The organism is Nocardia sp. FBN12, assembly GCF_054031145.1.
Genome location: NZ_CM132926.1, coordinates 2,794,571 through 2,818,100, shown reverse-complemented (window position 1 = coordinate 2,818,100; position 23,530 = coordinate 2,794,571). Strand labels below are relative to the sequence as shown.

The window sequence follows — 23,530 nt, the reverse complement described above, 5'->3', positions numbered from 1 at the left end:
GAGCGGACATGCCGCATGTCGCATCGATAGGGACATATCTGCCGTGCTGGGGAGACCGGCACCGCCGGATCGTGGGTGGCGACGAGGATGCGGTCACCCTCGCGGTGGCGGCCGGTCGTTCCGCGCTCGCCGAGGGCGAGACGGTGGAGCGGGTGGTGGTGGTCAGTCGCGATCTGCCACTGGTGGAAAGCAGCAACACCGCGGTCCTGCTCGCCGGCCTCGGCCTGGATCCCGAGCTCGAAGTGATCGAGCGCCTCGGCGGCGCCCCCGCCACGTTGGACGCGCTGAGTTCGGCCCGGCCACGCACCCTGGTGATCGGCGTGGATGTCGAGCCCGCGGGCGCCGCGGCCGCCTGGATCTCCGACCACGGTGGCGCGCAGATCCGCACCACCGCGAGGGTGGCGCGCAGCCTGCCGGTGCGCACGCGAAATGCCAACGGGGTCAATGACTACGGAGATCCCCGATTGCTGCGCGAGCGCGGCGTGGTCGCCTCGTTGTCGGCGGCTTGGCTGGACACCCCGGTCGCGGTCGCGGGCGTGGATCACAAGCAGGCGGCCGCGTTGTGCCAGGCACCGCCACGGCTGCCGACGACGGGGGCGTCCTCGGCGCTGTTCGCGCTGGCCGCCATGGCCGAATCGGGTGCCGCCGGGCTGCTGGTCGGGGTGGAACAGGCGGGCCTGTCCGGTGTCGCTGTCGTGCCGGGACCGGTGTCGTTGCGGCGCAACGAGCCGTCGGCGCGCCCGCCGCTCGACGGCGTCGTCGAACCAGCGACCGATCGGCCGATCTCGCTGGCCGCCTACGAGCGGGCCTTCGAGGCCAAGGTGCGCTGGGAAGCGGGTCGGTTCGACGGCAGCGCCACGCTGGACTTCCCCCCGCGCTATCGGCTGGGCGAGGACGGGACACTCGCCACCGACTACACCCTGGTGCCGTTGCCGCGCACCGGAACCGTCTACGCCGAGACCACCGTGCGCATGCCGGTGGCGGGCCTCGAGAGCCCGTACTCGCTGGTCATCGTCGAACTCGACGATGTCGGGGTACGCGCGCTGGCGAAGGTGACCGGAGGTGACGCCGGGACTGCGGGAATCGGCGTGCGCGGCCGAATGGTGTTGCGCCGGATGGCGACCCGCTCGGGCGTCCCGGACTACGGATACGCGTTCGAACCCGAGACCGTTCTCGCGCGGCAGGAAAGGGAATTGCCATGAGAAGAGTCGCTGTCGTCGGCGCGGGGATGACCCCCTTCGCCGAACACTTCGCCTTGGGGATCGGTGACCTGCTGCCGATGGCCTTCGCCGACTGCGCCGCCTCGGTCGACAAGGGACTCCGGGTGGCCGAGATCGACGCCGCGTGGTTCGGTGCGCTCCGGACCACCGACGGGTTCGGGTCCGGGATACTCGCGGAATCGCTCGGTCTCGCCGAACTACCGGTCACCCACATCGAGAATTCCTGCGCCACCGGCAACGACGCGGTACGTAACGCCCTGTACGCCATCGCTTCCGGTGCGGTGGACGTGGCGTTGGTGATCGGTGCGGACAAACTGCGCGAGACCGCCCAGAAGGACATGCTGCGCGAATGGGAGTCGATGACCAGGCATCGCGCCTGGGACTACGAGCTCGGCCTGTTCGCGCCCGCAGGCTACGCCCTGCATGTGGGCCGCTACCTGCACGAGTCGCACGCCACGCCGGAGCACTTGGCGATGGTGGCGGTGAAGAATCATCGGCACGGTGCGCGAAATCCCAAGGTGCGGTTGCCTTTCGAGATCACCATGGAGCAAGCGCTGCAAGCCCCGATCGTGGCAGACCCGTTCCGGGTCTACGACTGCGCGCCTCAGAGCGACGGCGCCGCCGCGTTGGTGCTCGCCGCCGAGGACGTGGTCGACCGCTACACCGACGCTCCGGTGTGGGTGCGCGGCGTCGGGCTGGGACTCGACTCGGTCATGCTCCAGCATCGGCCCGATCTGACCACTTTTCCGGCGACATTGCGCGCGGCACGGCGCGCCTTCGCGATGGCAGGTCTCGGCCCCGGCGACGTCGACGTGGCCGAGGTGCACGACTACTTCACCGGCATCGAGCTGATGAGTTACGAGGATCTCGGGTTCGCCGAGCGATTCGAGGGCTACAAGCTCCTCGAGACCGGAGCGACCGCGGTCGGGGGTGCGCTGCCGGTCAATCCCAGTGGTGGCCTCAAGACCAAGGGGCACCCGCCGGGCGCCACCGGCATCGCCCAATGTGTCGAGCTGTTCGAGCAGTTGCGCGGCACCGCGGTGAATCAGGTCGACGGCGCGCGAATCGGGTTGGCGCACAACCTGGGTGGGCCCACCGCTGTCTCCGCGATCACCATCCTCGAGGGCCCCGGCCGCTGAGCGCGCGAGAGCCCGGTACCTGATCAGGTACCGGGCTCTGTGTCGTGCGTCAGAGGGGGCTCCACACAGTGACTCTGGTCCGCGCGGGGTCCGACGCCGTCGACATCGTCATGCGGCCGTCCATCGATCGCGCCCGAAGCTCGGCGAGGATGGTTGCCGGATCACCGTCGAGGTCGAACACGGCCAGGTACCGCTCCTCGTCCGGTCCGCCGCGGTCCAGCCGGTGCCGTTCGCAGGACACCACCCCGGGGATGGTCAGGACCTCCGGGATGTGCACATCGGTGTACCAGCGGTTGTATTCCTCGTCCATCCCGTCGTGCGGGGTGGCGAAAACCATGAGGCGAGCTGTCATCGTCGATCAGACTTCCTGTCGGGTGTAGGCGGCCGCGTAGTCGGCCCTGGATCGGGTGGAGATATCTACGTCGGTGGCGGTGGCGCGGAGCGCGCCGACCGTCGCCTGCGCACGCGGGATCTGCTGGAAGGGATCCCAGCCGAAGTGCCTGCAGGCGTTCTCCCACGTGATCTTGTGAATATCGGCATCGGACGCACCCGCGGACTCCAGCTCCTCGAGCACGAACTCGGGCGCGTTCGGCCAGATCGAGTCCGAATGCGGGTAGTCGCATTCCCAGGCGATGTTGTCGATGCCGATGTCGTGGCGCAGTTTCAGCGAGGTCCGGTCGGTCACATAGCACGCGAGAACGTGCTCCCGGAAGACCTCGCTCGGCAACTTGCCGCCGAAGTCGCGGCGCAGCCAGCGCTGGTTGGTGTAGTGCCGGTCCGAGCGGTCGAGGAAGAACGGAATCCAGCCGACACCGCCCTCGGACAAGGCGACCTTCAATCCGGGGAAGCGCCGGAATGCGGGTCCCCACAACAGGTCCTGCGCCGCGATCAGCGAGATGCTCGGCGCCAGCACCATGAGGTTGTCGATCGGCGCGTCCGGCGCGAGCCGCAGCACGCCGAAGCCCTGCCCGATGTGCAGATTCATCACCATCTCGTTGTCCTGCAGCGCCTGGAACACCGGCGCCCAGTAGTCGATGTCGTGATAGCTGGGCAGGCCGTCGATGTGGGGCAGTTCCGGCATGGTCACCGAATGGCAGCCACGGGCGGCCAGCCGCTCGATCTCGGCCACCGCCAGCCGCGGATCCCACATGGGCAGGATGCCGATCGGGATGAACCGGCCGGGGTAGGCGCCTGCCCAGTCCTCGATGTGCCAGTTGTTGTACGCCGCGATCATGGCGACGGTGATCTCGTCCTGGCCGCCGCGGCTCAGATGCCCCGCGCTGAAGCCGGTGAAGGTGGGAAAGCACATGGACGCGAGCACGCCGTTGACGTCCATGTCGCGGATGCGCTCGTGCACGTCGTAGACCGCCGGGCGCATCTCCGCGTAGCCGGCCGGGTCGCGGCCCCACTCCTCCGCGGGCCAGGTGACCACGGCGTTGAGTCCGGCGACACCGGTCGGTCGGTCGCGGTAGATCCAGTGGTCGACGCCCTTCTCGTCGGCGACCACCTTGGGCGCGTAGTCGGCCCACTTGCGGGGGACGTGCTGGTCGAACATGTCGAGTGGCTCGACTACGTGGTCGTCGATGCTCACGAGTATCAGGTCGTCGGTCTTCACTGGACTCCTCGGTCTGTCATGTGCTGCGCGGCGGCCGCGCGATCTCCCTGCGCGGCAATCTCGACGAGAATCATATTCTCACTGAAGGGTAATCATAGCGAAGGTTCTCGCCGCATTCCATGGTGTATCCGATCGCTTGTTCGATCTAAATGCTGTTCAGTGCGGGTTGGATGACCTATCCTTCGGTAAGAATTAGATTCTCACCAGGAGGTCGCGTGGACGCTCAGCTGTGTCTGTCCGGGACGGACTCGATCGCCGTCTCCCCGCCGATGTCTGTCTTCTGGGAGCTCGACGCCGCACGACCCGACGACCGCATCCGGCCTCGGAGCCCTCGGCTCGGAACCGACGAGTGTCGTGCGGTGATCGACGACCTCGCGCGGTTCGGGGTGTGCGGTGTGGAGATCGGCGGGGCAGAGCCCACCGCGCGCGCCGACTTCTGGGACATCGCCGACCACGTGCGCGGGCGGGGGATCGCGCTCGCCTTCGACACCGACGGCACCAGGATGACCCCGGCGGTGGCCCGCAGGCTCGCGGGCGACCACCGGCTGACGGCCAGGGTCCGGCTGGCCGCGCCTACCGAGACAGACGACGATGCCGTTCGTGGCCGCGGTGCGTTCCGCGCGAGTCTTCGAGCCATGGAATTGCTCGCCTCCACCGGTGACTACGAATTCGAGGTTTCGGTACCGCTCACCAGACACAGTGCCGACCGGCTGGATGCGCTGCTGGCGGTTACCGGCGTGTTCGGCGCCCGCTTGCGCCTCACCGGTGATCGACCGCCCGAAGTCGCGCCCGACGCGAGTCAGCGCCGCGCACTGGCGGATTGGCTGGACAAGCACCGTGACGAAGTACTGCTCGGCACCCACCCGACCGGTGACCTCGCCGAGTACTGCGCCGGGGGAGCCGAGAGCTGCCTGATCGATGCGTCCGGCGCGGTGTACGCCTGTCCGATGGCTCGCCGGGGACAGCCGGTCGGCACCGTGCGCGACGAGGGCGGATTCATCGGGATCTGGCGGGATTCCCCGTCACTCGACTACGCGCGCGTCACCGGCTGCCCGGCGGCACCAGCGGCCGCGCGCCCCGCCTGAGCGCAGCGCGGACACGCGCAGCGGCACGGGACGACGCGGATCCTGTTCAACGGGGAGCCCCGCATTCCTACGGCGACCTGAACGAATTGGGTTCCTGCGGCTACAGGAACCCGAGGCCGGAATGTCACGCCCGGTTCGATGCGGAGGTGTATCCGACATCCGCAATGATGTCTCCCTTGTCTTTCGGTGTCCTTGTGCCCTTCTTGGGAGTCTCCTGGTGCCGGGGCAGCGAACGAACGCATCAGGACGTATGGGGACCGGGCCGATCTGACCTGGGCCGACATCGTGGAGTTCGAGTTGTTCTGCGGACAACGGACATTGGGGGAACAGCACCGGCCGGATTGCGAACAATTCCGAACAGAGGATGCGCGTAGTTCGGTGCAGGATAGGAACGTCACGCGCGGAGCACACTCGGGCGGCTACCCCAGGCCCCGCGACCCGGTTCGATAATGGAAGAGCAGGCCCGACCATGGGATCGCTGAAACCTCACCCCACACCACGCACGAGCTGTCTGCCGTCGTGGTGGTTCGCCCGCTACGTTTGGGTATTCCTCCTGTTCATGGCAGCGACAGGTGCACTCGTCCTGCACGGAGTGGATCCCTGGATCGCGCTGGCTGTGCCGATCACACTGAGTACGGCCGCGGTCGGCGTGATGCGCTGGCTGACAACCACGTCCGCCCTTGCCTGGCCGCTATCGGAGGCCATCGCGGCGGGAGCGTGAGGCGGCGCAACGATGGGAAGAAGCCGTAATCCGATCGAGGACCACGGACCTGTCGGCCAGTTCGCGCAGAACCTGCGGGACCGAATGGACAGGGTCACCCCCCAGCGGACGTTCCGAAAGATCGGCTACATCGCGACCTACTCGCACACGACACTCGCAGCGGCCGCCGCCGGCAAGAAGTTCCCCACCTGGCAGACCACCCGGGCTTTTCTGATCGGGTGTGGTGCAGAGGACGCCGAAATCCAGGATTGGCGACAACGCTGGGAACAAACGCAGGCGACGATCCTCAGCATTTGCCGCAACTCGGGCGAGGCCGCGATCGTGTTGCCGACCACGTCGCCCGGGGGACAGCAGAACCGTCTCGGCCAATTGCGCCTTGTGCGACCAGACGCCACGGCTGCTCGCGACCAGTGGCGCCCTCGACCGGAGGAGATCCACACGTTCGATGATCTGCGTTACGAACTCAGGCGGATGAAGGCCGCGACCGGAAATCCTGGATTGCGCACTCTTTCCGGCCGGATGGCCCGGTGCTACTCGACGACCACCTTGTCGGACATCTTCACCGGGAAACGGTTCCCCGGTCTCGATGTCACTCTTCGCCTGGTGAACGCGATGCTGGATGAGGCAGACCAGGCGTACCGGCTGAACGAAACCGACGACGGCACCTGGACTTCGGTGAGCGAGTGGGGTGATGCGTGGAACCGCGCCAAGTTCGATCAGCAGCGTCCCGACCTCACCCGAGGTCGTCGACATGACAACGTCGTTCGCCTAGCCGACGAGCGCAACGACGATAGTCCAGCCGCAACCATCGTCGCCGAGATGAACGCAGATGTAGCCGCGGCGCTGCTGGCCGGCCTTACCCCGCGGGTGGCCGGCGATATCATCACTGGGTTGCCCACCACGAAGGCTCTAGCGATTCTGACCGCCATGGAAAGGCTGCATCAGCTCGCAACGGCACCGACACCGCTGCGTGATGACTCAAGGCGCCCCGAGGCTTCCGTCAATTGATTTCGGCTCGAATCGCGGCGAGCATGACCGTCCCTATCGGCAGTGGCGGGTTGTCGGTGATCCGGGTGATTCCGGCGAGTCCGACGCCGACCATCAGGAGGCGAGCGGCGGCCGCTCGCGCCTGCGCCGCGTCGGAGTGCGCGCCGGACAGGACAGCTGTGAGGACGTCGGTCAATTGTGTGAGGGTTTCGATATAGCTGGTCGCGACCGGGCCGCGGATCTGGGCGTGCGCACCGGCCTCGGCCCAACGGGCCAGCGCGTGCTCCTCGTCGCCGCTCTCGCCGATCAGGTCGGCGAAGAACAGTGTCAGCGCGGCCCCGGGGTCGAGGTCGACAACCGCGCGCTGGTAGGCCTCGACCTCGCGGGCCGCGTAGCGCCGCCACGCATCGGCGGCAAGATCGTCGGTCGAGGAGAAATGATGGTGTATCTGTCCTTGTGAGCCGCCGAGCTCGCTCGCGACGGCGCGCGCCGTCACCGCGCTCAGACCCTCTCGTGCCACCAGCGTGGCGGCTGCCTCGACAATCGAGTCACGGCGCGTGGCGCGGGCCAGGTAAGCCATCGATCTCTCCGTTACACGTTCGCTCGGCCTCGGACACCCAGCGTCGACGTGCGATCGTACGTGGCCGGAAATTGACTGGACCTCAAATTTGTACATAGGTACAAATTGAGTATGCCCACTTCGATTCGCACCTTGTCCACCGCAGACCTCGACCGCGCCGCGCAGATACTCGGCGAGGCCTTCGCCGACTACCCCTGGACGAATTGGTGTGTCGCGGAAGACGCTCGCCTGGAACGCATCTCATCGCTGCAGCGCATCTACCTCGAGCACATGGCGCTGCCGCACGGGAGCGCCTATATCGACACCACCGGCAACGGTGTGATCGCCTTCCTTCCTCCCGACACCCCAGCGCCGACCGCGCAGGTGTCGGCCAGAATCGCGGGATTGCACGGCGACCGACTCGATCGTCTGATGGCGGCCGAAGAACGGATGTCGACGCTGCCGGTGCCCGACGGCGCATGGGTGCTGGCGACCATCGGCACCACACCGCACTCCAGGGGAACCGGACTCGGCACGGCGCTGATGAAACATGGTCTGACCGAATTGGACCGAGCCGGGCACGCCTGTTGGCTCGATACCTCGACCGAACGAAACCTTCCGCTGTATCAGCGGTTCGGGTTCACGGTGGTCGAACACCTCACGCTCGACGGTGACCTGTCAGTGTGGCGAATGCATCGTCGCAAGCCCTAGCGCCCCCCGGACGAGCGCCCCGCGCGGTGAAGACGACATGTCCGTCGATCACCGTGGCACCGACGAGGTCGCGGTGTGGCGTGGTGATGTCCTGTGGTGGAAGGCGCAGCAAAGCGAGGTCGGCAGGAGCGCCCACGGTGATCCGGCGCGGGCGGGCCGGGTCCGTCGGTTCGCCGAGGAAGAGACCGATTGCCGCGGTCAGCGAAATGCGCTCCGGCTCCGCGCGTTCCGTCGCGGCACGGATCACCGCCCACGGGTCGGCGTCGCCGAACGGTGCGTCGGTTCCGGCGGCGACGCCGACCCCGGCGGCGATCAGCGAGCCGAGTCGCCACAGGTCGGCGCGGTCGGCGGGGTCGACCTCGGCGGCGTACTGCGCGGCCCGTTCCACGGGGAAGTGTGGCTGGGTGACGACGGTGATCGCCGTGCGGCGCAGCCATGGCAGGGTGTCGGCGGGGATCATGGCACCGTGTTCGATGCGGTCGCCGGGCAGTACGCCGGCCTCGTCGACAGCGGCCATGGTGAGCACCAATTGCACCGGAGTGACACAATGCACGGCCACCGGCCTGCCGACGGCATGCGCTGCCCGGATGCGTGCGATGAAGTCGGGCAGTGTGGGTAGGTCGGTGTCGTCCAGCAGGATCTTGGTGGGACCGAGGGTGAATCCGAGGCCGGTCCGGTCCGGTGTCCGCGGTGGCGCCATGCAGTGCACGCGCTGCAAAAGTGCACCGGCTGCACGGTCGGCGGCCACACTGTCGATCGCCTCGACCGTGAGATCCGGTGTGGCGTCGGTGAATCCGGTGACGCCCGCCGCTGCCGCCGCCGCCCCGACCGCGCTCAGGTCGACGCGTCCGCCGCCCACCCTGGCACCGAGCCAGCTGTCCATCCGCCACAGTCGTCCGGTGGCACGGCCCGCGGCATCGCGTTCGATGCCGGGCAACGAGCACGAGTCCACTCCGGCCGCCCGGCAGGCCACCGAGTTCAGCACCCACAGCGCCCCCGAGCGATGCTGCACGCGCACTGGGTGATCCGGCGCCACCCGGTCCAGGACATCGCGATCGAGCGGTCCGGCCACGCTCTCGTGGTATCCGACACCGCGCAGCCAGCCGTCGCGCGGCAGCCGCGCGCAAGCCCGGTGCACCGCCGCCGCGAATCCCTCCCGGCCACGAATCTGCGGCGGCCCCAACGGAACCGACCCGGCCCTGGCCGCGAGCGCGCGCAGGTGAATGTGATGATCGTGCAGACCTGGTAGCAGCCAACCGCCGCCTGCCTCGAGCACCGGTTCACCCCGCTCGGCGCGTAATCCGGTACCACAGGCGGTAATGCGCCCGTTCGACCAGCGCACATCAGTGCACGACCGGCCGAACACGGTGGCGCCACGGATCAGCCCTCGCCGTGGCCCGGGATGGCTCACCGCAGCTGGTCTTTCATCACCTTGCCGGTCGCGTTGAGCGGCAAGGTATCCAGAAAACGCACCGACCGGGGCACCTTGAATCCCGCCATCCGATCGCGACTCCACTCGATGAGCTCAGCCTCGGTGACTTCGGCCTTGACCACCACGTATGCCCGGCCGACCTGGCCGAGTCGCTCGTCCGGCACGCCGACGACCGCGGCTTGGGTCACCGCGGGATGTTCGAGCAGGAAGCCCTCGATCTCCGCCGGGTACGCGTTGAATCCGCCGACGATGAACATGTCTTTCTTGCGTCCGACGATGCGTAACCTGCCCTCGGGGTCCAGCTCGCCGAGATCGCCGGTGCGCAGCCACCCGTCGGCACCGATCGCGGCGGCTGTCGCGTCGGGGTCGTCCAGATAGCCCAGCATCACCGAGTAACCGCGGACCAGCACCTCGCCGTCGTCGGCGATGCCGACCTCGACCCCCGCGCACGGCTGACCCACGGTGGTCGCGATCTGTTCGAAACTGTCGCCGGGCCGCGAGGCGGTGACCGTGCCCGCTTCCGAGAGGCCGTAGCCGGTCATGATCGACTGGAACGGAAGCTCTTCGGTGATCCGGCGGATCAGTTCCACCGGGATGTCGGCGGAACCGGTGACCGCCGCCCGCAGCGAGGACAGGTCCCGGGTGCCTTTCGCCTCCAGCAGTGAGTGGTACAGCGTGGGCGGCCCCGGCAGCATCGTCACGCGCTCGCGTTCCACGATGTCCATGACCACGTCCGCATCGAAGACCGCCACCGGCAGGATGGTCGCGCCCCGGATGAGCGAGGCCACCAGCCCCGCCTTGTACCCGAAGATGTGAAAGAAGGGATTGACGATCAGATACCGGTCGCCCTCCCGCAGATCCGCCAGGTCGCACCACTCCGAGTACAACCGCAGCGTCTGCCGGTGGTTCATCATCACGCCCTTGGGGCGGCCGGTGGTCCCCGAGGTGAAGACGATGTCGGCGATATCGGTGCCCGCGACCGGGCGTTCGAGCGGCTGCCCACTGTCGAGGAAACCGGACTTCAGGTCGATCATCGGTACGTCGGTGACGCCGGTGTAGTCGGTGCCGAGGAAGCCCTGCTCCACCACCACCGCCTTGGCACCACTGCGGGCGATGATGTCGCGGGCTTCCTCGGCCTTGAACCGGGTGTTCACCGGAATCAGCACGCCGCCCGCGGTGAGCAGGCCGAACGCCGCGATGATCCACTCCGCGGAGTTGGGTGCCCACAGCGCCACCCGATCACCCTTGCCGATGCCCGCCTCGGCGAACGCCCCCGCGGCCCGGCGAATCCGGGCCGCGAGTTCGATGAAGCTCAACCGCAGGTCGCCGTCGACGACCGCTTCGGCATCGCCGAAGCGATCCGCCGCGCTCAGGACCATCTGCGGGATGGATTCCCAGTTCATACCTTCAGCAGCCGCGCCAGGTTGCCGCCCATGATCTTGGCCTGGTTCGCCAGCGGCATGTCCTTGATCTCGTGGATGTAGCGCGCGGGCTCGGCCAGACCCTCCGGGTGCGGCCAGTCGGATCCGAACAGCACGTGATCGACGCCGATGACGTCGGAGAGTCGTTGCAGATCCTCTTCCCAGAACGGGCTCACGTAGAGGCTCTGCTTGATGGCCTCGATCGGATTGCGGAAACCGAACCCCTCCGGCGCCTTCTTGTAGACGTCGGTCAGCTGCTGCAGCAGCGGCTCCAGCCACGCGGAGCCGTTCTCGATCACCGCGATCTTCAGGTCAGGGAACCGGTTGAGCGCGCCGTGGCACACCCAGGACGCGACTGCGTCGGTGACCGGCCGCCACTGGTTCGTCATGGCGAAGGTGTTGGTCTTGAACGGCAGCATCTCCAGTTGGTTGCCGTCCCACTCGGCATCGAAGCGCGAGTAGCCGCTGTCGGAGGAGTGCATGGTGACCAGCACGTCGAGTTCGACGACCCGCTTCCAGAACGGATCGAACTCGGGCAGCGCGAACGAGCGCATCCCCTTGAAGCCGGGTACCGGAGCCGGGCGAACCAGGATCGCCTTGGCACCGTGTTCGACCACGGCCCAGTTCAATTCCTCGATCGCCTTCTCGACGATCGGCAGGGTGATCACCGGGATGGTGAAGATCCGATCGGAGTGGACGAAGTTGCCGTCCTGGCCCCATTCCTCGAGCATCCACCGGTTCAGCGACTTGACCACCGCGTGGATCAGCTCGGGATGGTGGCGCAGCCGTTCCTCGACCAGGCTGGCCAAGGTCGGGAACATCAGCGCGCGTTGCAGCTGGAGGTCGTCCATCACCTGCAGGCGTGCCACCGGATCGCGGAACGCGTCGATGGCCTTCATCGACTTGCCGAAGATCTCGCGCTTGCTCTTGCCCTCGGGATTGCCGTTCTTGAAGTAGTCCTCCATGGCTCCGGGGCGGGCCACCACATCGAAGGTGGGGTTGGGGATGTACTCGCTGATCTGGCCGAGCACCGCGATCTTGGTGCGGCCGTTGATCTCCACGTACTGGATGGCTCCCGCGTACTCCTTGGGCAGATGCCTGGTGAGCGCTTCCTTGGTCTCGTAGAGATGGTTGTCGGCATCGAAAAGCTGGTACGGCAGCTCGATCTTCGTCATGAAATCCTCCTTGTCACCTTGTGAGAATCGTATTCTCTTTCAGGGGTAATCGCAACGCCGCCGGCGCGTGCGGCGAGGTCGGCGCGCACCACGAACTTCTGGATCTTGCCGCTGGCTGTACGCGGGAAATCGGCGACGGCGTGCACCTGTTCGGGCCACTTCTGCTTGGCCATGCCCGCCGCGGCGAAATGCGTACGCAGGTCGTCGAGCGTGGGTGTCGGATGTCCGGGGAGCAGGCGCAGGACCGCGGCGGTCCGCTCGCCGAGTCGCTGGTCGGGCACCGCGACCGCGACCGCCTCGGCCACTCCCGGCACTGTCAGGAGGATCTCCTCGACCTCGAGCGCGCTGATGTTCTCGCCGCCGCGGATGATCATGTCCGATTTGCGATCGGTGATCGTCAGATAGCCGTCGTCGTCGAGGACGCCGATATCGCCGGTGTGGTACCAGCCGTCGGCATCGAAGGCCGCGGCGGTGAGCTCGGGGTCGGTGTAGCCGAGACACAGATCCGGGCCTCGGCTCAGGATCTCGCCGTCCTCGGCCAGCCGGATCTGCACGCCGGGCAGTGCCGCGCCATCGGTGAACAGCCGCTTGTCCGCCGGTGCTGTATGGCGTGAACCGGTGATCGACGGGTGCTCGGTACTGCCGTAGGAGCGGTAGACGGTGATCCCGGCGCCGGCCAGGCGGGTGGTGAGGGCGGCGGGAACGGAGGCACCGCCGAGCCCGGCGTAGCGCAGGTACGGCAGGTGCGCTTCGGTCCAGTCGGGATGGTCGAGCAGGCTGGTGACGTAGTACGGAACGCCGCCGCCGACGGCGAGACCTTCGGCGGTCATCAGGCGCAGGATGTTCGCCGGATCCCACACGTCGACCAGGTTGATCGGTTGTCCGTCGAGCACCGGGATCAGGAAGGCGTTGATCATGCCGATGAAATGACCGACCGGGGCGGCGGTGATCTGGTCTCCGCGATCGCCGGGATAGATCCCGGCCAGCTGTCGTGTTTCGTGCCCGAGGGTGTGATGGCTGTGCACGACCCCTTTCGGGGCTCGCGTCGTGCCGGAGGTGAACGCGATCAGCGCCGCGCGATCCGGCTCCACCGGCAGCGTGCCGGGCAGCGGTTCGTCGTCGAGCAACTCGTCGAAGTCACGGCCGACGACGCCGACGATGGGGACATCGCGAGCGACCTCGACCGGGAATTCCAGGCTGCCGAACCGGTCGGCGGTGACGAAGACCTTGGGCCGGACGGTCTCGAGAATATGGGTCAGCTCTCGCCTGCCGTAGAAGTGGACCACGGGCACGACGGTGGCGCCGAGGAACGCCGACGCCCAGAAGGTCGCCGCGGCTTCCATCCAATTCGGCAGCTGGAACGCGACGACATCGCCGGGCTCGACGCCACGGCGGTGCAAGCCCGCCGCGAGCCGTCGGGCGGTCCGTTCGACATCGGCGAAGGTGCCCGACCACGGCCGTGCCGCGGAATGCACCCGGAAGGCGGCGTCGGGTGCGGCGCGGAGCCCGCTGGTCAGTAGATCGCCGAGGGTCTCGGTGGTCCACCAGCCCTGTTCCCGGTAGTGACGGACCAGGTCTGGCGGAATCGTGCGCATCGGTCGAACTCCATCTCCGGCAGGTCGGGCCAGCTGGATGATTCCAGCGTTCTCTCAAACAGAGAAGCATATTTCCGTACGGCGAACAAGGTCCGAAAGCGTGGCGGCAAGTAGGCGATCCGCGTGGCATTATTTGTGAGGTGGATCACATTTGGGCGTAATCGGAGAATGTCCATCGCGCCGAGGAGAATCGAATTACTGTGGGCAGCAGTTGCGTTCCGCGAGACCGGTAGTGCTGCGTCACAACAGGCGGGCGCTGCCAGGTCACCCCCGAGGCGACCGTTACGGCTTTTCGTACGCGATAACGGGATGGAAGATATGGCTACACGATCCGTCGATTCCGCGACTCGTTGGCGCGCGCACGCGCACCGGCATCCGCTACGTCACCGTTTGGCGGTCGTCGGCCCTGACGCCGCCGACGTCGTTCGGCACGCGGGTGGCTGGCTGTTCGATCGGGCCGCGGCGGGGTGGGAGGTCACCGTTCTCGTGTCCGACCTCGACAACGTCGGCGCGCTGCAGATTCTCGGCGCCACCGTGCTGGAACTGCGACCGGCGCTGGCGGAGGCGAACCATGATCTGTGGCCCACCGCTGTCGCGGTATCCGTGCAGAGTTACCTCGCCGAAAGCGAGGTGCGCGCCGGTGTGCTCGACTGCCTGGACAACGGTTTGACCGAGGTCGCCGTCTGGGGTGACAGCCTTCCCGAAGAACTGGAAGCGCGGGTGGGCGCGTCCTGCCACCGCGTGAGTGTGGCCGCGCAGGCGTTCAAGTCGTGCGCGCTGGCCGCCGCCGGATTCCCCGGCGAGGCGAGGTCGCCGATCGAGTCCTTCCGGTCCGGCGCCCTGTTCCCGCCCTCGTTCCGGGAGCGGATGCGCGACCTCGTGCCGCTCGCGTAGCGAGAGTTCCTGCGGTCGAGTCCCCGGCGGACTCGACGTGTGATCACCGCTGTCGACTGGTTCCGGCGGAGTTGGCTCAGTGGTGCCGAGAAGCGCGTCAACGTGCGGTTGTACCGCGGTTGGCGCGCATTCGCTGGGTGGGTTCGGTCCTTGCTGGGTGACCGTTGTCGACTACGCCATGAGAATGACATTCTCCTGTTAGTTCGTCATCACTCTTGACGGGTGCGAGTAATGATGGTCACAATGGAGAAGCACGTTTCCGGGTAGTGGTGCAGCGAATGTCCGCTCCTTCTCGCCGCGCTGTGTCGCGGCCCAGCCGACCCGAAAGACCAGCGATGACGATCCACCGCGAAGTTGCGGCCGGGGAAACCCCGGACGGCGAAGTCCGGACTCCGCAGGCAAAGCCCGCGACCCGGGCGATCGTGGCGTGGTGGCACGGCTACCTGAAGCGTCACCCGGTCGCCGCACTGGAGACGGTGGGTGGGCAGTTCATCCTCGGTGTCCGCGCAATCCAATACCTCGTCACCGACATCGTCACACGACGTTTCGCGTTCGGGGAGTTCGTCAGGCAGTCGGCGTTCATGTCCTCGGCGGCCGTACTGCCGACCATCTTCGTCTCACTCCCGATCGGAGTCACCCTGTCCATCCAGTTCGGTCTGCTGGCCGGTCAGGTCGGCGCGACCTCGCTGGCAGGCGCCGCCAGTGGGCTGGCGGTGATTCGCCAGGGCGCGCCCATGGTGGCCGCGCTGCTGATGGCTTCGGCGGTGGGCTCGGCGATCTGCGCCGACCTGGGCTCGCGCAAGATCCGTGACGAGCTGGACGCGATGGAAGTCATGGGCGTCTCGATCGTGCGGCGCCTCGTGGTGCCGCGGGTGGCGGCGGCCGTGCTGGTCGGTGTCTCGCTCACCGGTGTGGTGTGCTTCGTGGGATTTCTGGCCGGCTACCTGTTCAACGTGTTCGCGCAGAACGGAGCGCCAGGTAGTTTCGTCACCACGTTCGCCTCGTTCGCCACCGTCAGCGATCTGTGGTTGACCCTGGTCAAAGCCGTGATCTACGGCATGATCGTCGCCGTCGTTGCCTGCGAGAAGGGCCTGCACACCGAGGGTGGGCCCGCCGGCGTCGCGAATTCCGTCAACTCGACGGTGGTCTCCTCGATCCTGCTGCTGATGCTCGTGAACGTCGTTTTCACGCAGCTGGCGATGATCCTGTTCCCCCGGCAGGGGCTGTGATGGCGAGCCCGTACCGCCCGCGCGGCACGCGCACCGTCCTGCGGGTCTCGCGGCATGCCGGTGTGTCGATCATGCGCGTCGGGCACATGTTCTCGTTCCTGTTCCGCGCGCTGTTCTCGATCCCGGTGATGCTGCGGCACTACCGTGGCGAATTCCTGCGCATCCTGTCCGACATCACCTGGGGCAACGGCTCGATCGTTGTCGGCGGGGGTACTGCGGGAGTGATCATCGTGCTCGGCGCGGCCGGTGGGGCCATTGTCGGTTTGGAGGGTTACAACGCCCTGCACCTGCTCGGGATGGAACCGACCATCGGCCTGATCGCCTCGACCGCCTCGACCAGGGAACTGGCGCCGATCATGGCCTCGCTGGCCTTCGCGGCCCAGGCGGGCTGCCGATTCACCGCCCAGCTGGGAGCGATGGGCATCGCCGAGGAGATCGACGCCATGGAGTCGATGGCCATCCGCTCGGTGCCCTACCTCGTGAGCACCAGATTGCTGGCCTCGATCGTGGCGATGGTCCCGCTCTATCTCGTCTGCCTGGCCGCCAACTACCTGGCGGTGGAAGCGGTCGTCGGGCTGTCGGGCGGGCTCTCCGCCGGCACCTACCAGCACTATTTCCAGCTGGTACTCAACGGGCCGGACATCGCGTACTCGCTGGGCAAGGCTGTGCTCTTCGTGATCATCACCTCGACCGTGCAGTGCTATTACGGCTACTACGCCGCGGGTGGTCCCCAGGGCGTCGGCGTCGCCGCCGGACGGGCGATGCGCGCCGCGATCTCGCTGATGATCATCGTGAATCTGCTGCTCACGATCGCGCTCTGGGGCATCGGTGCCAGTGCCAGGCTGGGGGGCTGAGCTCATGTCTGTGCTCTTCGAGAAGGACGGCCGCGGTCCCGCCGGCTGGGCGTTGCTCCTTCGCGGTGTCGTGGTGATCGTGGTGGTGACGCTGGGGGTCACCGCGCTGTTGATGAGGTCGACCGGGCGATTCGACGAAAAGGTCGAGGTGACAGCCGTTCTGGAACAACTCGGCGACGGACTGCCCGCCCGCTCCGACGTGAAGTTCCGCGGGATGCTGGTCGGCATCGTCGACGGGGTGTCCCCGGCCGGCGCGGGCTCGGCCAACCGGGTCCGCTTGCTGCTCGATCCTGTTGTCGCCGAACGCATCCCACGCACCGTCACGGCCAGGGTCGTGCCCAGCAATGTGTTCGCGGTCTCGTCGGTGCAGCTGGTCGACAACGGTCCGGGCCTGCCGCTCACGGCGAACGCCGAGATCCGGCAGGACACCAGCCTGTCCACGGTGCAGCTACAGACCGCACTGACGAAACTGCGCGAGATCATCGCCGCCACCGCGCGGATCGGGTCGGCGGGCACGGTGGGTGTGCTCGCCGCGGTCGCCGAGGCGACCGACCGGCGCGGAACCGATCTGGTCGGTGCGGGTGCCCGGCTCGAGCGCATCACCGAGGAATTCGACGCGTTGCTCGCCGACGACGGCGGCCCACCGACCCTGACGATGCTCGCGGAATCGGTCCGCGGCTTGACCGCCGCGGCCCCCGAACTGCTCGACGCACTGCATCACTCCGTGCTCCCGATGCGTACCTTTGCCGAACAGAACGGCCAGCTGGCGGGACTGCTCACCGCCGGTGGCAGCACGGTCGGCACGGTCGGCGCCACGCTGGACCGCCGAACCGACCAGGCCGTCGACATCACGAACAACATGGGCCCGGTCCTCGATGTATTCGCGGCGGGCTCACCGGCTTTCAGCCAGATCGTGGTGAGTATCCGCAAACTGTCCGACCTGTGGTACCAGGAATTCTGGAATGCCGACAGCCCCCGTGGGCGCGGCAAGTTCCAGTTCCGGATGACACCACACACGCCCTACACCCGCGCTGACTGCCCGCGCTACGGAGAGCTGGCGGGCCCGAGCTGCGCGACAGCCCCCACGTCGGTGCCGATCGAGGAGTTGCCGCCCGTCATGGACCCGCGATCGCATCCCGCCGACCCGGGGGTGGCCGCTTTGCCGCCCGAGATCACCGCACTGATCGAGCGAGCGCTGCGCGGAAACCAGAACGGTGCCGAATCCGTGCTCGTGCCGTTGCTGGCCGACGGCCCCTTTCCCATGGGAGGCACCCGATGAGCTACCGCCGCCCGCTGATCGGGGTCTGTCTGTTCGTCACGGTCGCGATGGCGCTGATCTGGGTCACCTACGTGACGCTCGACCGTGACATCAACGGCCAAACACACCGGTACTCAGCGATTTTCAGCGATGTCAGCGGGTTGCGGGTCGGCGACGACGTGCGAATGGCCGGGGTCAGGGTCGGCCGGGTGGACGGCATCGAACTGGCCGGTATCCAGGCCAGGGTGCGGTTCCGGGTGCAGGACGATCAAGTGCTCTACGGCGATACCAAAGCCTCGATCACCTATCAGAATGTCATCGGGCAGCGCTATCTCGGTCTCGCGCTCGCCGACTTCGGTGCGCGCACGCCACTGGCGGCGGGTGCCGAGATCCCGGTGGAACACACCGAACCCTCCTTCGATATCTCCGCACTGCTCAACGGTTTCGAGCCGCTGTTCGGTGGTCTGGACCCCGCCCAGGTGGACAACGTCACCGGCGCGCTGATCAAGGCGCTGCAAGGTGATCAGACCTCCCTGGTCCTGCTGATCGAACAGATATCGGAACTGGCACAGTCGCTCGCCGGGCCCGACCAGGTGCTCGGTGCGGTGATCGGGAATCTGAACCAGGTGGTCGGCGATCTGGCGCGCCACAGCGGCGAGGTGAGCGGGCTCATCACCCAGTCGCGGGTGATCATCGGCGGGCTGGCCGCGCACCGCGACGAACTACTGGGCACGCTGGACTCGACGGCGCTGGTCACCGGCCGGATGGCCGGATTGCTCAACGATGTGCGGCCCGAACTCGACGCCATGCTCTACCGCGAGCCCGGCTTCACCCGGCATTTCGAGGAGAACAAGGAGAACTTCGCCTACCTCGGTTTCAACCTGCCCGCGCTGATGAAGGGGCTGGCCAGGGTCAGTCAAGAGGGTGCGTACCTGAGCACCTATCTGTGCAACTTCAACATCACCCTGTTGCCGTCGCTGAAGGCGCTGGTGCCGACCGTTGTCGGCCTCGCCACGCCGAGCGGGCAACCCGAGTATTCCCCGATCTGCCGGTGAGGCGACGATGAAACTACCTGTACGACAGTGGATCCGGTTGGCGCAGCGGCCGATCGAGGAGCATTCGCGCGGCCTGCTCGGGCTGATCGCGGTCGTGCTCCTGCTCGCGGCCACCGTCGGCGCCGTCGGAGTGAGCGCGGTCGGTGTCGGGACGGTGCGTTACGAAGCCGAGTTCGCCCAGGCGGCCGGGATCAGCAACGGGGACTCGGTGACGATCGCGGGGGTCGGGGTCGGCACGGTGGGCGCGTCGCGATTGGTCGGCGATCGAGTGCTGGTCTCGCTGAACATCGACGCGGCGGTGCCGCTCGGCGCCGAGACCGGTGCGGCGATCAAGCTGACCACCTTGCTCGGCGCCCGATACGTCGAGCTTCGGCCCGCGGGCGAGGGTGCGCTACCGGACCGGCGGATTCCCTTGGCGCACACCGAAGTTCCCTACGACCTGCAGACCGCGCTGGACAACGCCACCGTTACCTTCGACCGGATCGACACCGCCCAGATCGGTGACTCGCTGACCACCCTGGCCGGACAGCTGGAGGGCATGCCCTCGGTGCTGCCCGCCATGCTGGCGAACCTGCGCGCGCTGGCCGCCGTCATCGGTGAGCGGCGCGGGGAGACCAGCGCACTGCTGACCAGTACCGCGACGCTCACCTCGGTGATCCACGGCCAGCAAGCCGACCTCGCGGCCGTGATGGCCCAGGGCACCGACCTGCTCAACGAGATCGTGGCGCGCCGCGACGCGGTGGTGCGCTTGATGAGCGCCACCCGCGATCTCGCCGATCAGGTGCGCACCCTGGTGGTGCACGACCGCCCCGCCGTCGACGCCCTGCTGACCGGTCTGGAGGGCTTGCTCGGCAGCCTCGCGCGCAACGACGAGCTCCTGCGCAGCACGCTCGAGATCCTGCCGATTCCGGTGCGCAACTTCGCCAATGCCTCCGGCACCGCCAACGAAGTCGACTTCACCGCGCCGGCCGGGCCGCTGATCGATTCGTGGATGTGCGCGCTGGGCGGGCGCGCGGAGACGGCGAACCTGCCCCCCTACTTCGAGGACTGTCGATGAGAGCCGGACGCGTACTGCTGGCCGCCGCTGTGGTGTTGGGGATCGGCGTCGCCGCCGGATCCGCGGACAGCCCGATCCGGGGCGAACGCAGAGCCGCCGTCACCGCGATGTTCGACAATGCCGCCGGCCTGTATGTGGGCAATGCCGTTGCGGTGCTCGGCATGCCGGTGGGGGAGGTCACCGCCGTCGAGCCGCGCGGCTCCCAGGTGGAGGTCACCCTGGCCGTCGATCGTGATGTCGCGATCCCCGCCGATGTCAGGGCAGTCACCCTGTCGACATCGGTACTCACCGACCGCCATGTGGAACTCACACCCGTCTACCGAGGTGGGCCCACGCTGCCGGACGGTGCGCGCCTCGGCCTTGACCGCACCCGCACGCCGGTGGAATTCGACCGGTTGCTCGGCGCCGCCGATCGAATGGCGGGCGAACTCGAAGGTGAGCGGCCCGGTGACGGCCCGGTCGCGCGGTTGCTCACCGCGTCGTCGGCGATCGCCACCGGCAGCGGTGCGCCACTGCGCGAGACCCTCGATCAGCTCGCCGTGGCGCTGAAACTCGGCGAGGACGGCGGAGACGCCACCCGCGAGACGATCACCCAACTGGTGCACCAACTCGCCGAACTGCTGCGCGCCGCCGCCGAGAACGACCGCGTCGTCGGCGAATTCGGCACCGCCACAAGGCAACTCGGTGACGTGGTGGCCGATCTGGGCATCGGCACCGGCGGTACGGGCGCCCAGATCGTCGAGATCATGCGCCAGACCGACGCGCTGCTCACCGCCAACGCGGGCACGCTGTCGGCCACGTTGTCCAACGGCGCCACCGTGACAAAGGCGATGGCCGACTATCGCAGCGAGCTCGCCGAGTTCATCGACGTGACACCGCTGCTGCTGAACAACGCCTACAACGCTGTCGACTTCGACTATCGCGGTGTCCGCGTGCACGCCCTGCTGGACAAGGTCTTCTTCGACGGCCAGCTGGTCAAGGAATTCTGCAATATCCTCGGGCTGCGCCAACTCGGCTGCGCGACAGGGACATTGCAGGATTTCGGGCCCGACTTCGGGATCACCGACATGCTAGAGGCGATGTCGAGGTTGCCGCGATGAGCGCCTGGTGTCGTGCCGGAGCGCTCGCGCTCGCGGCGCTGGTCGGCGGGACCGGCTGCGCGGTCGGGCTCGGCGACCTGCCACTGCCCGCGCCCGGCGGCAGCGGCGAAAGCTACACGGTGCACGCCGAATTCGCGAACGCGCTGAACTTGCCCGCCAAAGCAAAAGTGCGGTTGGCAGGCGCCGACGTCGGCGAGGTGACCGAGATGGTGGTGCGCGACTACACCGCCGTCGTGACATTGAGCATCCGGCGCGAGGTTCGCCTGCCGTTGGGGTCCACCGCCGAACTACGCTCGGCCACCCCGCTCGGCGATATCTTCGTCTCGCTGACCGCGCCCGCCGAAGCGACGCCCGCCACGCCTGCGCTGGCCGACGGCGACCGCATCGCCCGGGAGCACACCTCCGCCGCGGCAACTGTCGAGGAACTGCTCACCACGGCATCGCTGCTGGTCAATGGTGGTGCCCTGCGTAATCTCACGACGATTGTCAACGGGCTCGGCCATGCGGTCGGGGACCGCGGCGATCGGATGGCGGACCTGATCGCGCAGTCGACCCGGGTGGTGCAGGCGCTCGCCGCACGGTCGGCCGACATCCGCGCGACGTTGGCGGAAGTCGATCAGCTCGCGCGCACAGTGCACGAACAATCCGGCACCATCGACGAGGTCCTCGCCACCGCCGGACCCGCGCTGAACACCTTGCGCGCCAACTCCGACCAGGCGCTGTCGCTGGTCGGTGAGGTCGGCCGGATCTCCGAGCAGCTCGCGCGGTTCCCCGGTCTCGACGGCACCGAGACCACCGGCATGATCGCCGATATCAACCGGATCGCCGAGCAGCTCAACGCCGCGGCGACCCACCCCGAAGCCAGTGTGGCGGCGATGAATTCGATGCTCGGACCGGTGATCGCGGTGACCACAAGCACGGCGGCCAGCACGGACGCGGATTTCCAGGATCTGGCACTGGGTGTGCTGCCCGATGTGAACCACCCCGGCGATCCGGAGAGCAGGCTGCCGGACGCCAGGGACTGGACGAACTTCGTCGGCACGCTCACCTACACCTTGCTTCGACTGCAGGGCCGGATCACCGGAGCGGGCCGATGACGGGTGGTGTGGGTGAAGCCCTTGCCCGCTTGGTGGTCGACGCGGTGGGCGCGGTCCGCGCACGGCGGGCAGCGGCCTCGGCGGTGTCGCTGGTGCTCACGCTGGTGATCGGCATCGGCTATCTGACATTCGGTGCGCTGGGGGTGAATCCGGCCGCGTCGACCTACCGGGTTCGCGTCCATCTCGCCGATTCGGGCGGGCTGCTGACCGGCCGGACCGTCGCCCTGCGTGGGGTGCCGGTCGGCACCGTGGAGTCGGTGGAACTCACCGGATCCGGGCTGGTCGCGGTGGCGGTGATCGACTCCGGCACCGCGGTACCGGCCGACGGCGAGGTCCGGGTGGCGAGCCTGTCACTGGCGGGGGAGCAGTACCTGGACTTCCGGCCCACCGGCGACGACGGTCCCTACCTGAGCGACGGCGCCGAGATCGGGGTGGAACGCACCAGCACGCCGACTCCGCTGTGGCAGACCCTCAGTCAGCTGGATTCCACACTGGCCCAAGTGGAGCCGGCTCAGCTGGCGGCGGTCGTCGACGGGTTCGGGGTCGGTCCGCAGGGGCCGGAGAAGCTGGCCGACATCATCGACGGCGGCATCTTCCTGATCTCCACGCTCGACGAGGTGCTGCCGCAGACGGTGAGCCTGCTGCGCGACAGCAGACAGGTGCTCGGGACCGTGCGCGACTTCGCCCCCGGCCTCGGTGCGTTCGCCACCGATATGAATCAGGTGATGGCCGGGATGAGTGCGAAATCCGGTGGTTACGCGGCCTTGCTCGAAGCGTCGCCGGGAACGCTGCGCGCGCTGGACGCGGTGCTCGCCCGCAACGCCGACGGTGGCGCGAAGCTGCTCGACAACCTCGGGGTGGTCGCCGATGTCACCGGCGCGCGAGTGCCTGCTTTCCAGGAATTCTTCTTCCCGACCGAGCGAGGCGGATCCACCCTCGACGCGATCGCGGTCGCCTTCCACGACGGTGGTGTCTGGGGGTTGGTGAACCTGTATCCCCGCTATTCCTGCGACTACGACCTGCCACGCCGGTCGCCGTCGCTGCCCGATTTTCCCGAGCCGTACCGGTATACGTACTGCCCGAACACCGACCCGTCGGTCCTGATCCGTGGCGCCGCCAACGCGCCGCGCCCGCCTGGTGCCGCGATCCCCGGCCCGCCGCCACCCGGCGAGCCCGCGGTCCGGCAAACGTTCCAGACACCGGTGGGACCGCTGTCGCTGCCCCTGACCTTCGCGGGCCCGCCGTTGCCCGATCCGCCCCCCGCTCCACACCGATGACCGGACCAGACCGCCGACCGAGCTCGATCCCTACCGCGAGGAACGACAC

22 protein-coding genes are annotated in these 23,530 nt (G+C 67.7%); 15 read left to right on the top strand and 7 right to left on the bottom strand.

The window, feature by feature from the left end; translation table 11 throughout:
• Window positions 1–8 precede the first annotated feature (8 nt).
• Window positions 9–1,202 carry a Zn-ribbon domain-containing OB-fold protein gene (locus tag ACWZHB_RS13680; RefSeq protein ID WP_427908314.1) on the top strand — a complete coding sequence of 398 codons (1,194 nt, stop codon included), beginning with the start codon at window positions 9–11 and terminating at the stop codon, window positions 1,200–1,202.
• On the top strand, window positions 1,199–2,359 hold the full coding sequence (locus tag ACWZHB_RS13675; protein WP_427908313.1) for a thiolase C-terminal domain-containing protein: 1,161 nt from the start codon (window positions 1,199–1,201) through the stop codon (window positions 2,357–2,359). The genes ACWZHB_RS13680 and ACWZHB_RS13675 overlap by 4 nt, the downstream gene beginning before the upstream one ends.
• A 49-nt stretch (window positions 2,360–2,408) precedes the next feature.
• Here the strand turns inward: ACWZHB_RS13675 and ACWZHB_RS13670 are convergent, their stop codons facing one another.
• Window positions 2,409–2,711 carry a DUF4286 family protein gene (locus ACWZHB_RS13670; protein ID WP_427908312.1) on the bottom strand — a complete coding sequence of 101 codons (303 nt, stop codon included), beginning with the start codon at window positions 2,709–2,711 and terminating at the stop codon, window positions 2,409–2,411.
• Window positions 2,712–2,717: 6 nt separating this feature from the next.
• Window positions 2,718–3,974 (bottom strand): amidohydrolase family protein, encoded by a 1,257-nt coding sequence (locus tag ACWZHB_RS13665; protein WP_427908311.1) that lies wholly within the window; start codon window positions 3,972–3,974, stop codon window positions 2,718–2,720.
• Window positions 3,975–4,189: 215 nt separating this feature from the next.
• Here ACWZHB_RS13665 and ACWZHB_RS13660 point away from each other — a divergent pair, with 215 nt between their 5' ends.
• The 3 genes from ACWZHB_RS13660 to ACWZHB_RS13650 all read left to right on the top strand — a co-directional run bounded on the left by ACWZHB_RS13660 (window position 4,190) and on the right by ACWZHB_RS13650 (window position 6,788).
• Window positions 4,190–5,059 (top strand): radical SAM protein, encoded by an 870-nt coding sequence (locus ACWZHB_RS13660; RefSeq protein WP_427908310.1) that lies wholly within the window; start codon window positions 4,190–4,192, stop codon window positions 5,057–5,059.
• Between the two features lie 559 nt (window positions 5,060–5,618).
• Entirely contained in the window at window positions 5,619–5,780 is a 162-nt protein-coding gene (locus tag ACWZHB_RS13655) for a hypothetical protein (protein WP_427908309.1), read from the top strand.
• 84 nt (window positions 5,781–5,864) lie between these two features.
• Entirely contained in the window at window positions 5,865–6,788 is a 924-nt protein-coding gene (locus tag ACWZHB_RS13650; RefSeq protein WP_427908308.1) for a hypothetical protein, read from the top strand.
• Here the strand turns inward: ACWZHB_RS13650 and ACWZHB_RS13645 are convergent.
• The gene (locus tag ACWZHB_RS13645) at window positions 6,781–7,347 is read right to left on the bottom strand and encodes a TetR/AcrR family transcriptional regulator (RefSeq protein ID WP_427908307.1); all 567 of its coding nucleotides are present in this window, start codon (window positions 7,345–7,347) and stop codon (window positions 6,781–6,783) included. The two genes, ACWZHB_RS13650 and ACWZHB_RS13645, sit on opposite strands and share 8 nt — an antisense overlap.
• 111 nt (window positions 7,348–7,458) lie before the next feature.
• Between ACWZHB_RS13645 and ACWZHB_RS13640 the strand changes: the two genes are divergently transcribed.
• Window positions 7,459–8,037 carry a GNAT family N-acetyltransferase gene (locus ACWZHB_RS13640; protein ID WP_427908306.1) on the top strand — a complete coding sequence of 193 codons (579 nt, stop codon included), beginning with the start codon at window positions 7,459–7,461 and terminating at the stop codon, window positions 8,035–8,037.
• Here the strand turns inward: ACWZHB_RS13640 and ACWZHB_RS13635 are convergent.
• Genes ACWZHB_RS13635 through ACWZHB_RS13620 form a run of 4 tightly spaced genes read right to left on the bottom strand, consistent with a single transcriptional unit; the run spans window position 7,985 to window position 13,660 of the window.
• Window positions 7,985–9,448, bottom strand: coding sequence for an amidohydrolase family protein (locus ACWZHB_RS13635; protein ID WP_427908305.1), 1,464 nt, complete (start codon window positions 9,446–9,448; stop codon window positions 7,985–7,987). The two genes, ACWZHB_RS13640 and ACWZHB_RS13635, sit on opposite strands and share 53 nt — an antisense overlap.
• Window positions 9,445–10,872, bottom strand: a complete 1,428-nt coding sequence (locus ACWZHB_RS13630; RefSeq protein WP_427908304.1) for a FadD3 family acyl-CoA ligase — start codon at window positions 10,870–10,872, stop codon at window positions 9,445–9,447. Before ACWZHB_RS13630 ends, ACWZHB_RS13635 begins: the two co-directional genes overlap by 4 nt.
• A complete protein-coding gene (locus ACWZHB_RS13625) occupies window positions 10,869–12,065 on the bottom strand; it encodes an amidohydrolase family protein (RefSeq protein ID WP_379218582.1) in 1,197 nt (398 codons plus the stop codon). Before ACWZHB_RS13625 ends, ACWZHB_RS13630 begins: the two co-directional genes overlap by 4 nt.
• Window positions 12,062–13,660: an AMP-binding protein gene (locus ACWZHB_RS13620; RefSeq protein ID WP_427908303.1), complete on the bottom strand. Its 1,599-nt coding sequence runs from the start codon at window positions 13,658–13,660 to the stop codon at window positions 12,062–12,064. Before ACWZHB_RS13620 ends, ACWZHB_RS13625 begins: the two co-directional genes overlap by 4 nt.
• 318 nt (window positions 13,661–13,978) lie before the next feature.
• Here ACWZHB_RS13620 and ACWZHB_RS13615 point away from each other — a divergent pair, with 318 nt between their 5' ends.
• The 9 genes from ACWZHB_RS13615 to ACWZHB_RS13575 all read left to right on the top strand — a co-directional run bounded on the left by ACWZHB_RS13615 (window position 13,979) and on the right by ACWZHB_RS13575 (window position 23,481).
• Window positions 13,979–14,554: a hypothetical protein gene (locus tag ACWZHB_RS13615; RefSeq protein ID WP_427908302.1), complete on the top strand. Its 576-nt coding sequence runs from the start codon at window positions 13,979–13,981 to the stop codon at window positions 14,552–14,554.
• Window positions 14,555–14,889: 335 nt separating this feature from the next.
• Entirely contained in the window at window positions 14,890–15,783 is an 894-nt protein-coding gene (locus tag ACWZHB_RS13610; RefSeq protein WP_427908301.1) for an MlaE family ABC transporter permease, read from the top strand.
• The gene (locus ACWZHB_RS13605) at window positions 15,783–16,637 is read left to right on the top strand and encodes an ABC transporter permease (RefSeq protein ID WP_427908300.1); all 855 of its coding nucleotides are present in this window, start codon (window positions 15,783–15,785) and stop codon (window positions 16,635–16,637) included. Before ACWZHB_RS13610 ends, ACWZHB_RS13605 begins: the two co-directional genes overlap by 1 nt.
• Before the next feature lie 4 nt (window positions 16,638–16,641).
• The gene (locus tag ACWZHB_RS13600; RefSeq protein WP_427908299.1) at window positions 16,642–17,916 is read left to right on the top strand and encodes an MlaD family protein; all 1,275 of its coding nucleotides are present in this window, start codon (window positions 16,642–16,644) and stop codon (window positions 17,914–17,916) included.
• Window positions 17,913–18,950 carry an MlaD family protein gene (locus ACWZHB_RS13595; protein WP_427908298.1) on the top strand — a complete coding sequence of 346 codons (1,038 nt, stop codon included), beginning with the start codon at window positions 17,913–17,915 and terminating at the stop codon, window positions 18,948–18,950. Before ACWZHB_RS13600 ends, ACWZHB_RS13595 begins: the two co-directional genes overlap by 4 nt.
• A gap of 7 nt (window positions 18,951–18,957) precedes the next feature.
• Complete coding sequence (locus ACWZHB_RS13590; protein ID WP_427908297.1) at window positions 18,958–20,007, top strand: MCE family protein; 1,050 nt, start codon at window positions 18,958–18,960, stop codon at window positions 20,005–20,007.
• A complete protein-coding gene (locus ACWZHB_RS13585) occupies window positions 20,004–21,107 on the top strand; it encodes an MCE family protein (protein WP_427908296.1) in 1,104 nt (367 codons plus the stop codon). The genes ACWZHB_RS13590 and ACWZHB_RS13585 overlap by 4 nt, the downstream gene beginning before the upstream one ends.
• Window positions 21,104–22,204 (top strand): MlaD family protein, encoded by a 1,101-nt coding sequence (locus ACWZHB_RS13580; RefSeq protein WP_427908295.1) that lies wholly within the window; start codon window positions 21,104–21,106, stop codon window positions 22,202–22,204. Before ACWZHB_RS13585 ends, ACWZHB_RS13580 begins: the two co-directional genes overlap by 4 nt.
• Complete coding sequence (locus ACWZHB_RS13575; RefSeq protein WP_427908294.1) at window positions 22,201–23,481, top strand: MlaD family protein; 1,281 nt, start codon at window positions 22,201–22,203, stop codon at window positions 23,479–23,481. Before ACWZHB_RS13580 ends, ACWZHB_RS13575 begins: the two co-directional genes overlap by 4 nt.
• Window positions 23,482–23,530 lie beyond the last annotated feature (49 nt).

What these genes read in the sequence shown, in the direction of transcription:
- ACWZHB_RS13680 (WP_427908314.1), top strand. Translation starts at nt 9, where the DNA reads ATGCCGCATGTCGCATCGATAGGGACATATCTGCCGTGCTGGGGAGAC.
- ACWZHB_RS13675 (WP_427908313.1), top strand. Translation starts at nt 1,199, where the DNA reads ATGAGAAGAGTCGCTGTCGTCGGCGCGGGGATGACCCCCTTCGCCGAA.
- ACWZHB_RS13670 (WP_427908312.1), bottom strand. Translation starts at nt 2,711, where the DNA reads ATGACAGCTCGCCTCATGGTTTTCGCCACCCCGCACGACGGGATGGAC.
- ACWZHB_RS13655 (WP_427908309.1), top strand. Translation starts at nt 5,619, where the DNA reads ATGGCAGCGACAGGTGCACTCGTCCTGCACGGAGTGGATCCCTGGATC.
- ACWZHB_RS13650 (WP_427908308.1), top strand. Translation starts at nt 5,865, where the DNA reads ATGGACAGGGTCACCCCCCAGCGGACGTTCCGAAAGATCGGCTACATC.
- ACWZHB_RS13645 (WP_427908307.1), bottom strand. Translation starts at nt 7,347, where the DNA reads ATGGCTTACCTGGCCCGCGCCACGCGCCGTGACTCGATTGTCGAGGCA.
- ACWZHB_RS13640 (WP_427908306.1), top strand. Translation starts at nt 7,459, where the DNA reads ATGCCCACTTCGATTCGCACCTTGTCCACCGCAGACCTCGACCGCGCC.
- ACWZHB_RS13630 (WP_427908304.1), bottom strand. Translation starts at nt 10,872, where the DNA reads ATGAACTGGGAATCCATCCCGCAGATGGTCCTGAGCGCGGCGGATCGC.
- ACWZHB_RS13625 (WP_379218582.1), bottom strand. Translation starts at nt 12,065, where the DNA reads ATGACGAAGATCGAGCTGCCGTACCAGCTTTTCGATGCCGACAACCAT.
- ACWZHB_RS13620 (WP_427908303.1), bottom strand. Translation starts at nt 13,660, where the DNA reads ATGCGCACGATTCCGCCAGACCTGGTCCGTCACTACCGGGAACAGGGC.
- ACWZHB_RS13615 (WP_427908302.1), top strand. Translation starts at nt 13,979, where the DNA reads ATGGCTACACGATCCGTCGATTCCGCGACTCGTTGGCGCGCGCACGCG.
- ACWZHB_RS13610 (WP_427908301.1), top strand. Translation starts at nt 14,890, where the DNA reads ATGACGATCCACCGCGAAGTTGCGGCCGGGGAAACCCCGGACGGCGAA.
- ACWZHB_RS13605 (WP_427908300.1), top strand. Translation starts at nt 15,783, where the DNA reads ATGGCGAGCCCGTACCGCCCGCGCGGCACGCGCACCGTCCTGCGGGTC.
- ACWZHB_RS13600 (WP_427908299.1), top strand. Translation starts at nt 16,642, where the DNA reads ATGTCTGTGCTCTTCGAGAAGGACGGCCGCGGTCCCGCCGGCTGGGCG.
- ACWZHB_RS13595 (WP_427908298.1), top strand. Translation starts at nt 17,913, where the DNA reads ATGAGCTACCGCCGCCCGCTGATCGGGGTCTGTCTGTTCGTCACGGTC.
- ACWZHB_RS13590 (WP_427908297.1), top strand. Translation starts at nt 18,958, where the DNA reads ATGAAACTACCTGTACGACAGTGGATCCGGTTGGCGCAGCGGCCGATC.
- ACWZHB_RS13585 (WP_427908296.1), top strand. Translation starts at nt 20,004, where the DNA reads ATGAGAGCCGGACGCGTACTGCTGGCCGCCGCTGTGGTGTTGGGGATC.
- ACWZHB_RS13580 (WP_427908295.1), top strand. Translation starts at nt 21,104, where the DNA reads ATGAGCGCCTGGTGTCGTGCCGGAGCGCTCGCGCTCGCGGCGCTGGTC.
- ACWZHB_RS13575 (WP_427908294.1), top strand. Translation starts at nt 22,201, where the DNA reads ATGACGGGTGGTGTGGGTGAAGCCCTTGCCCGCTTGGTGGTCGACGCG.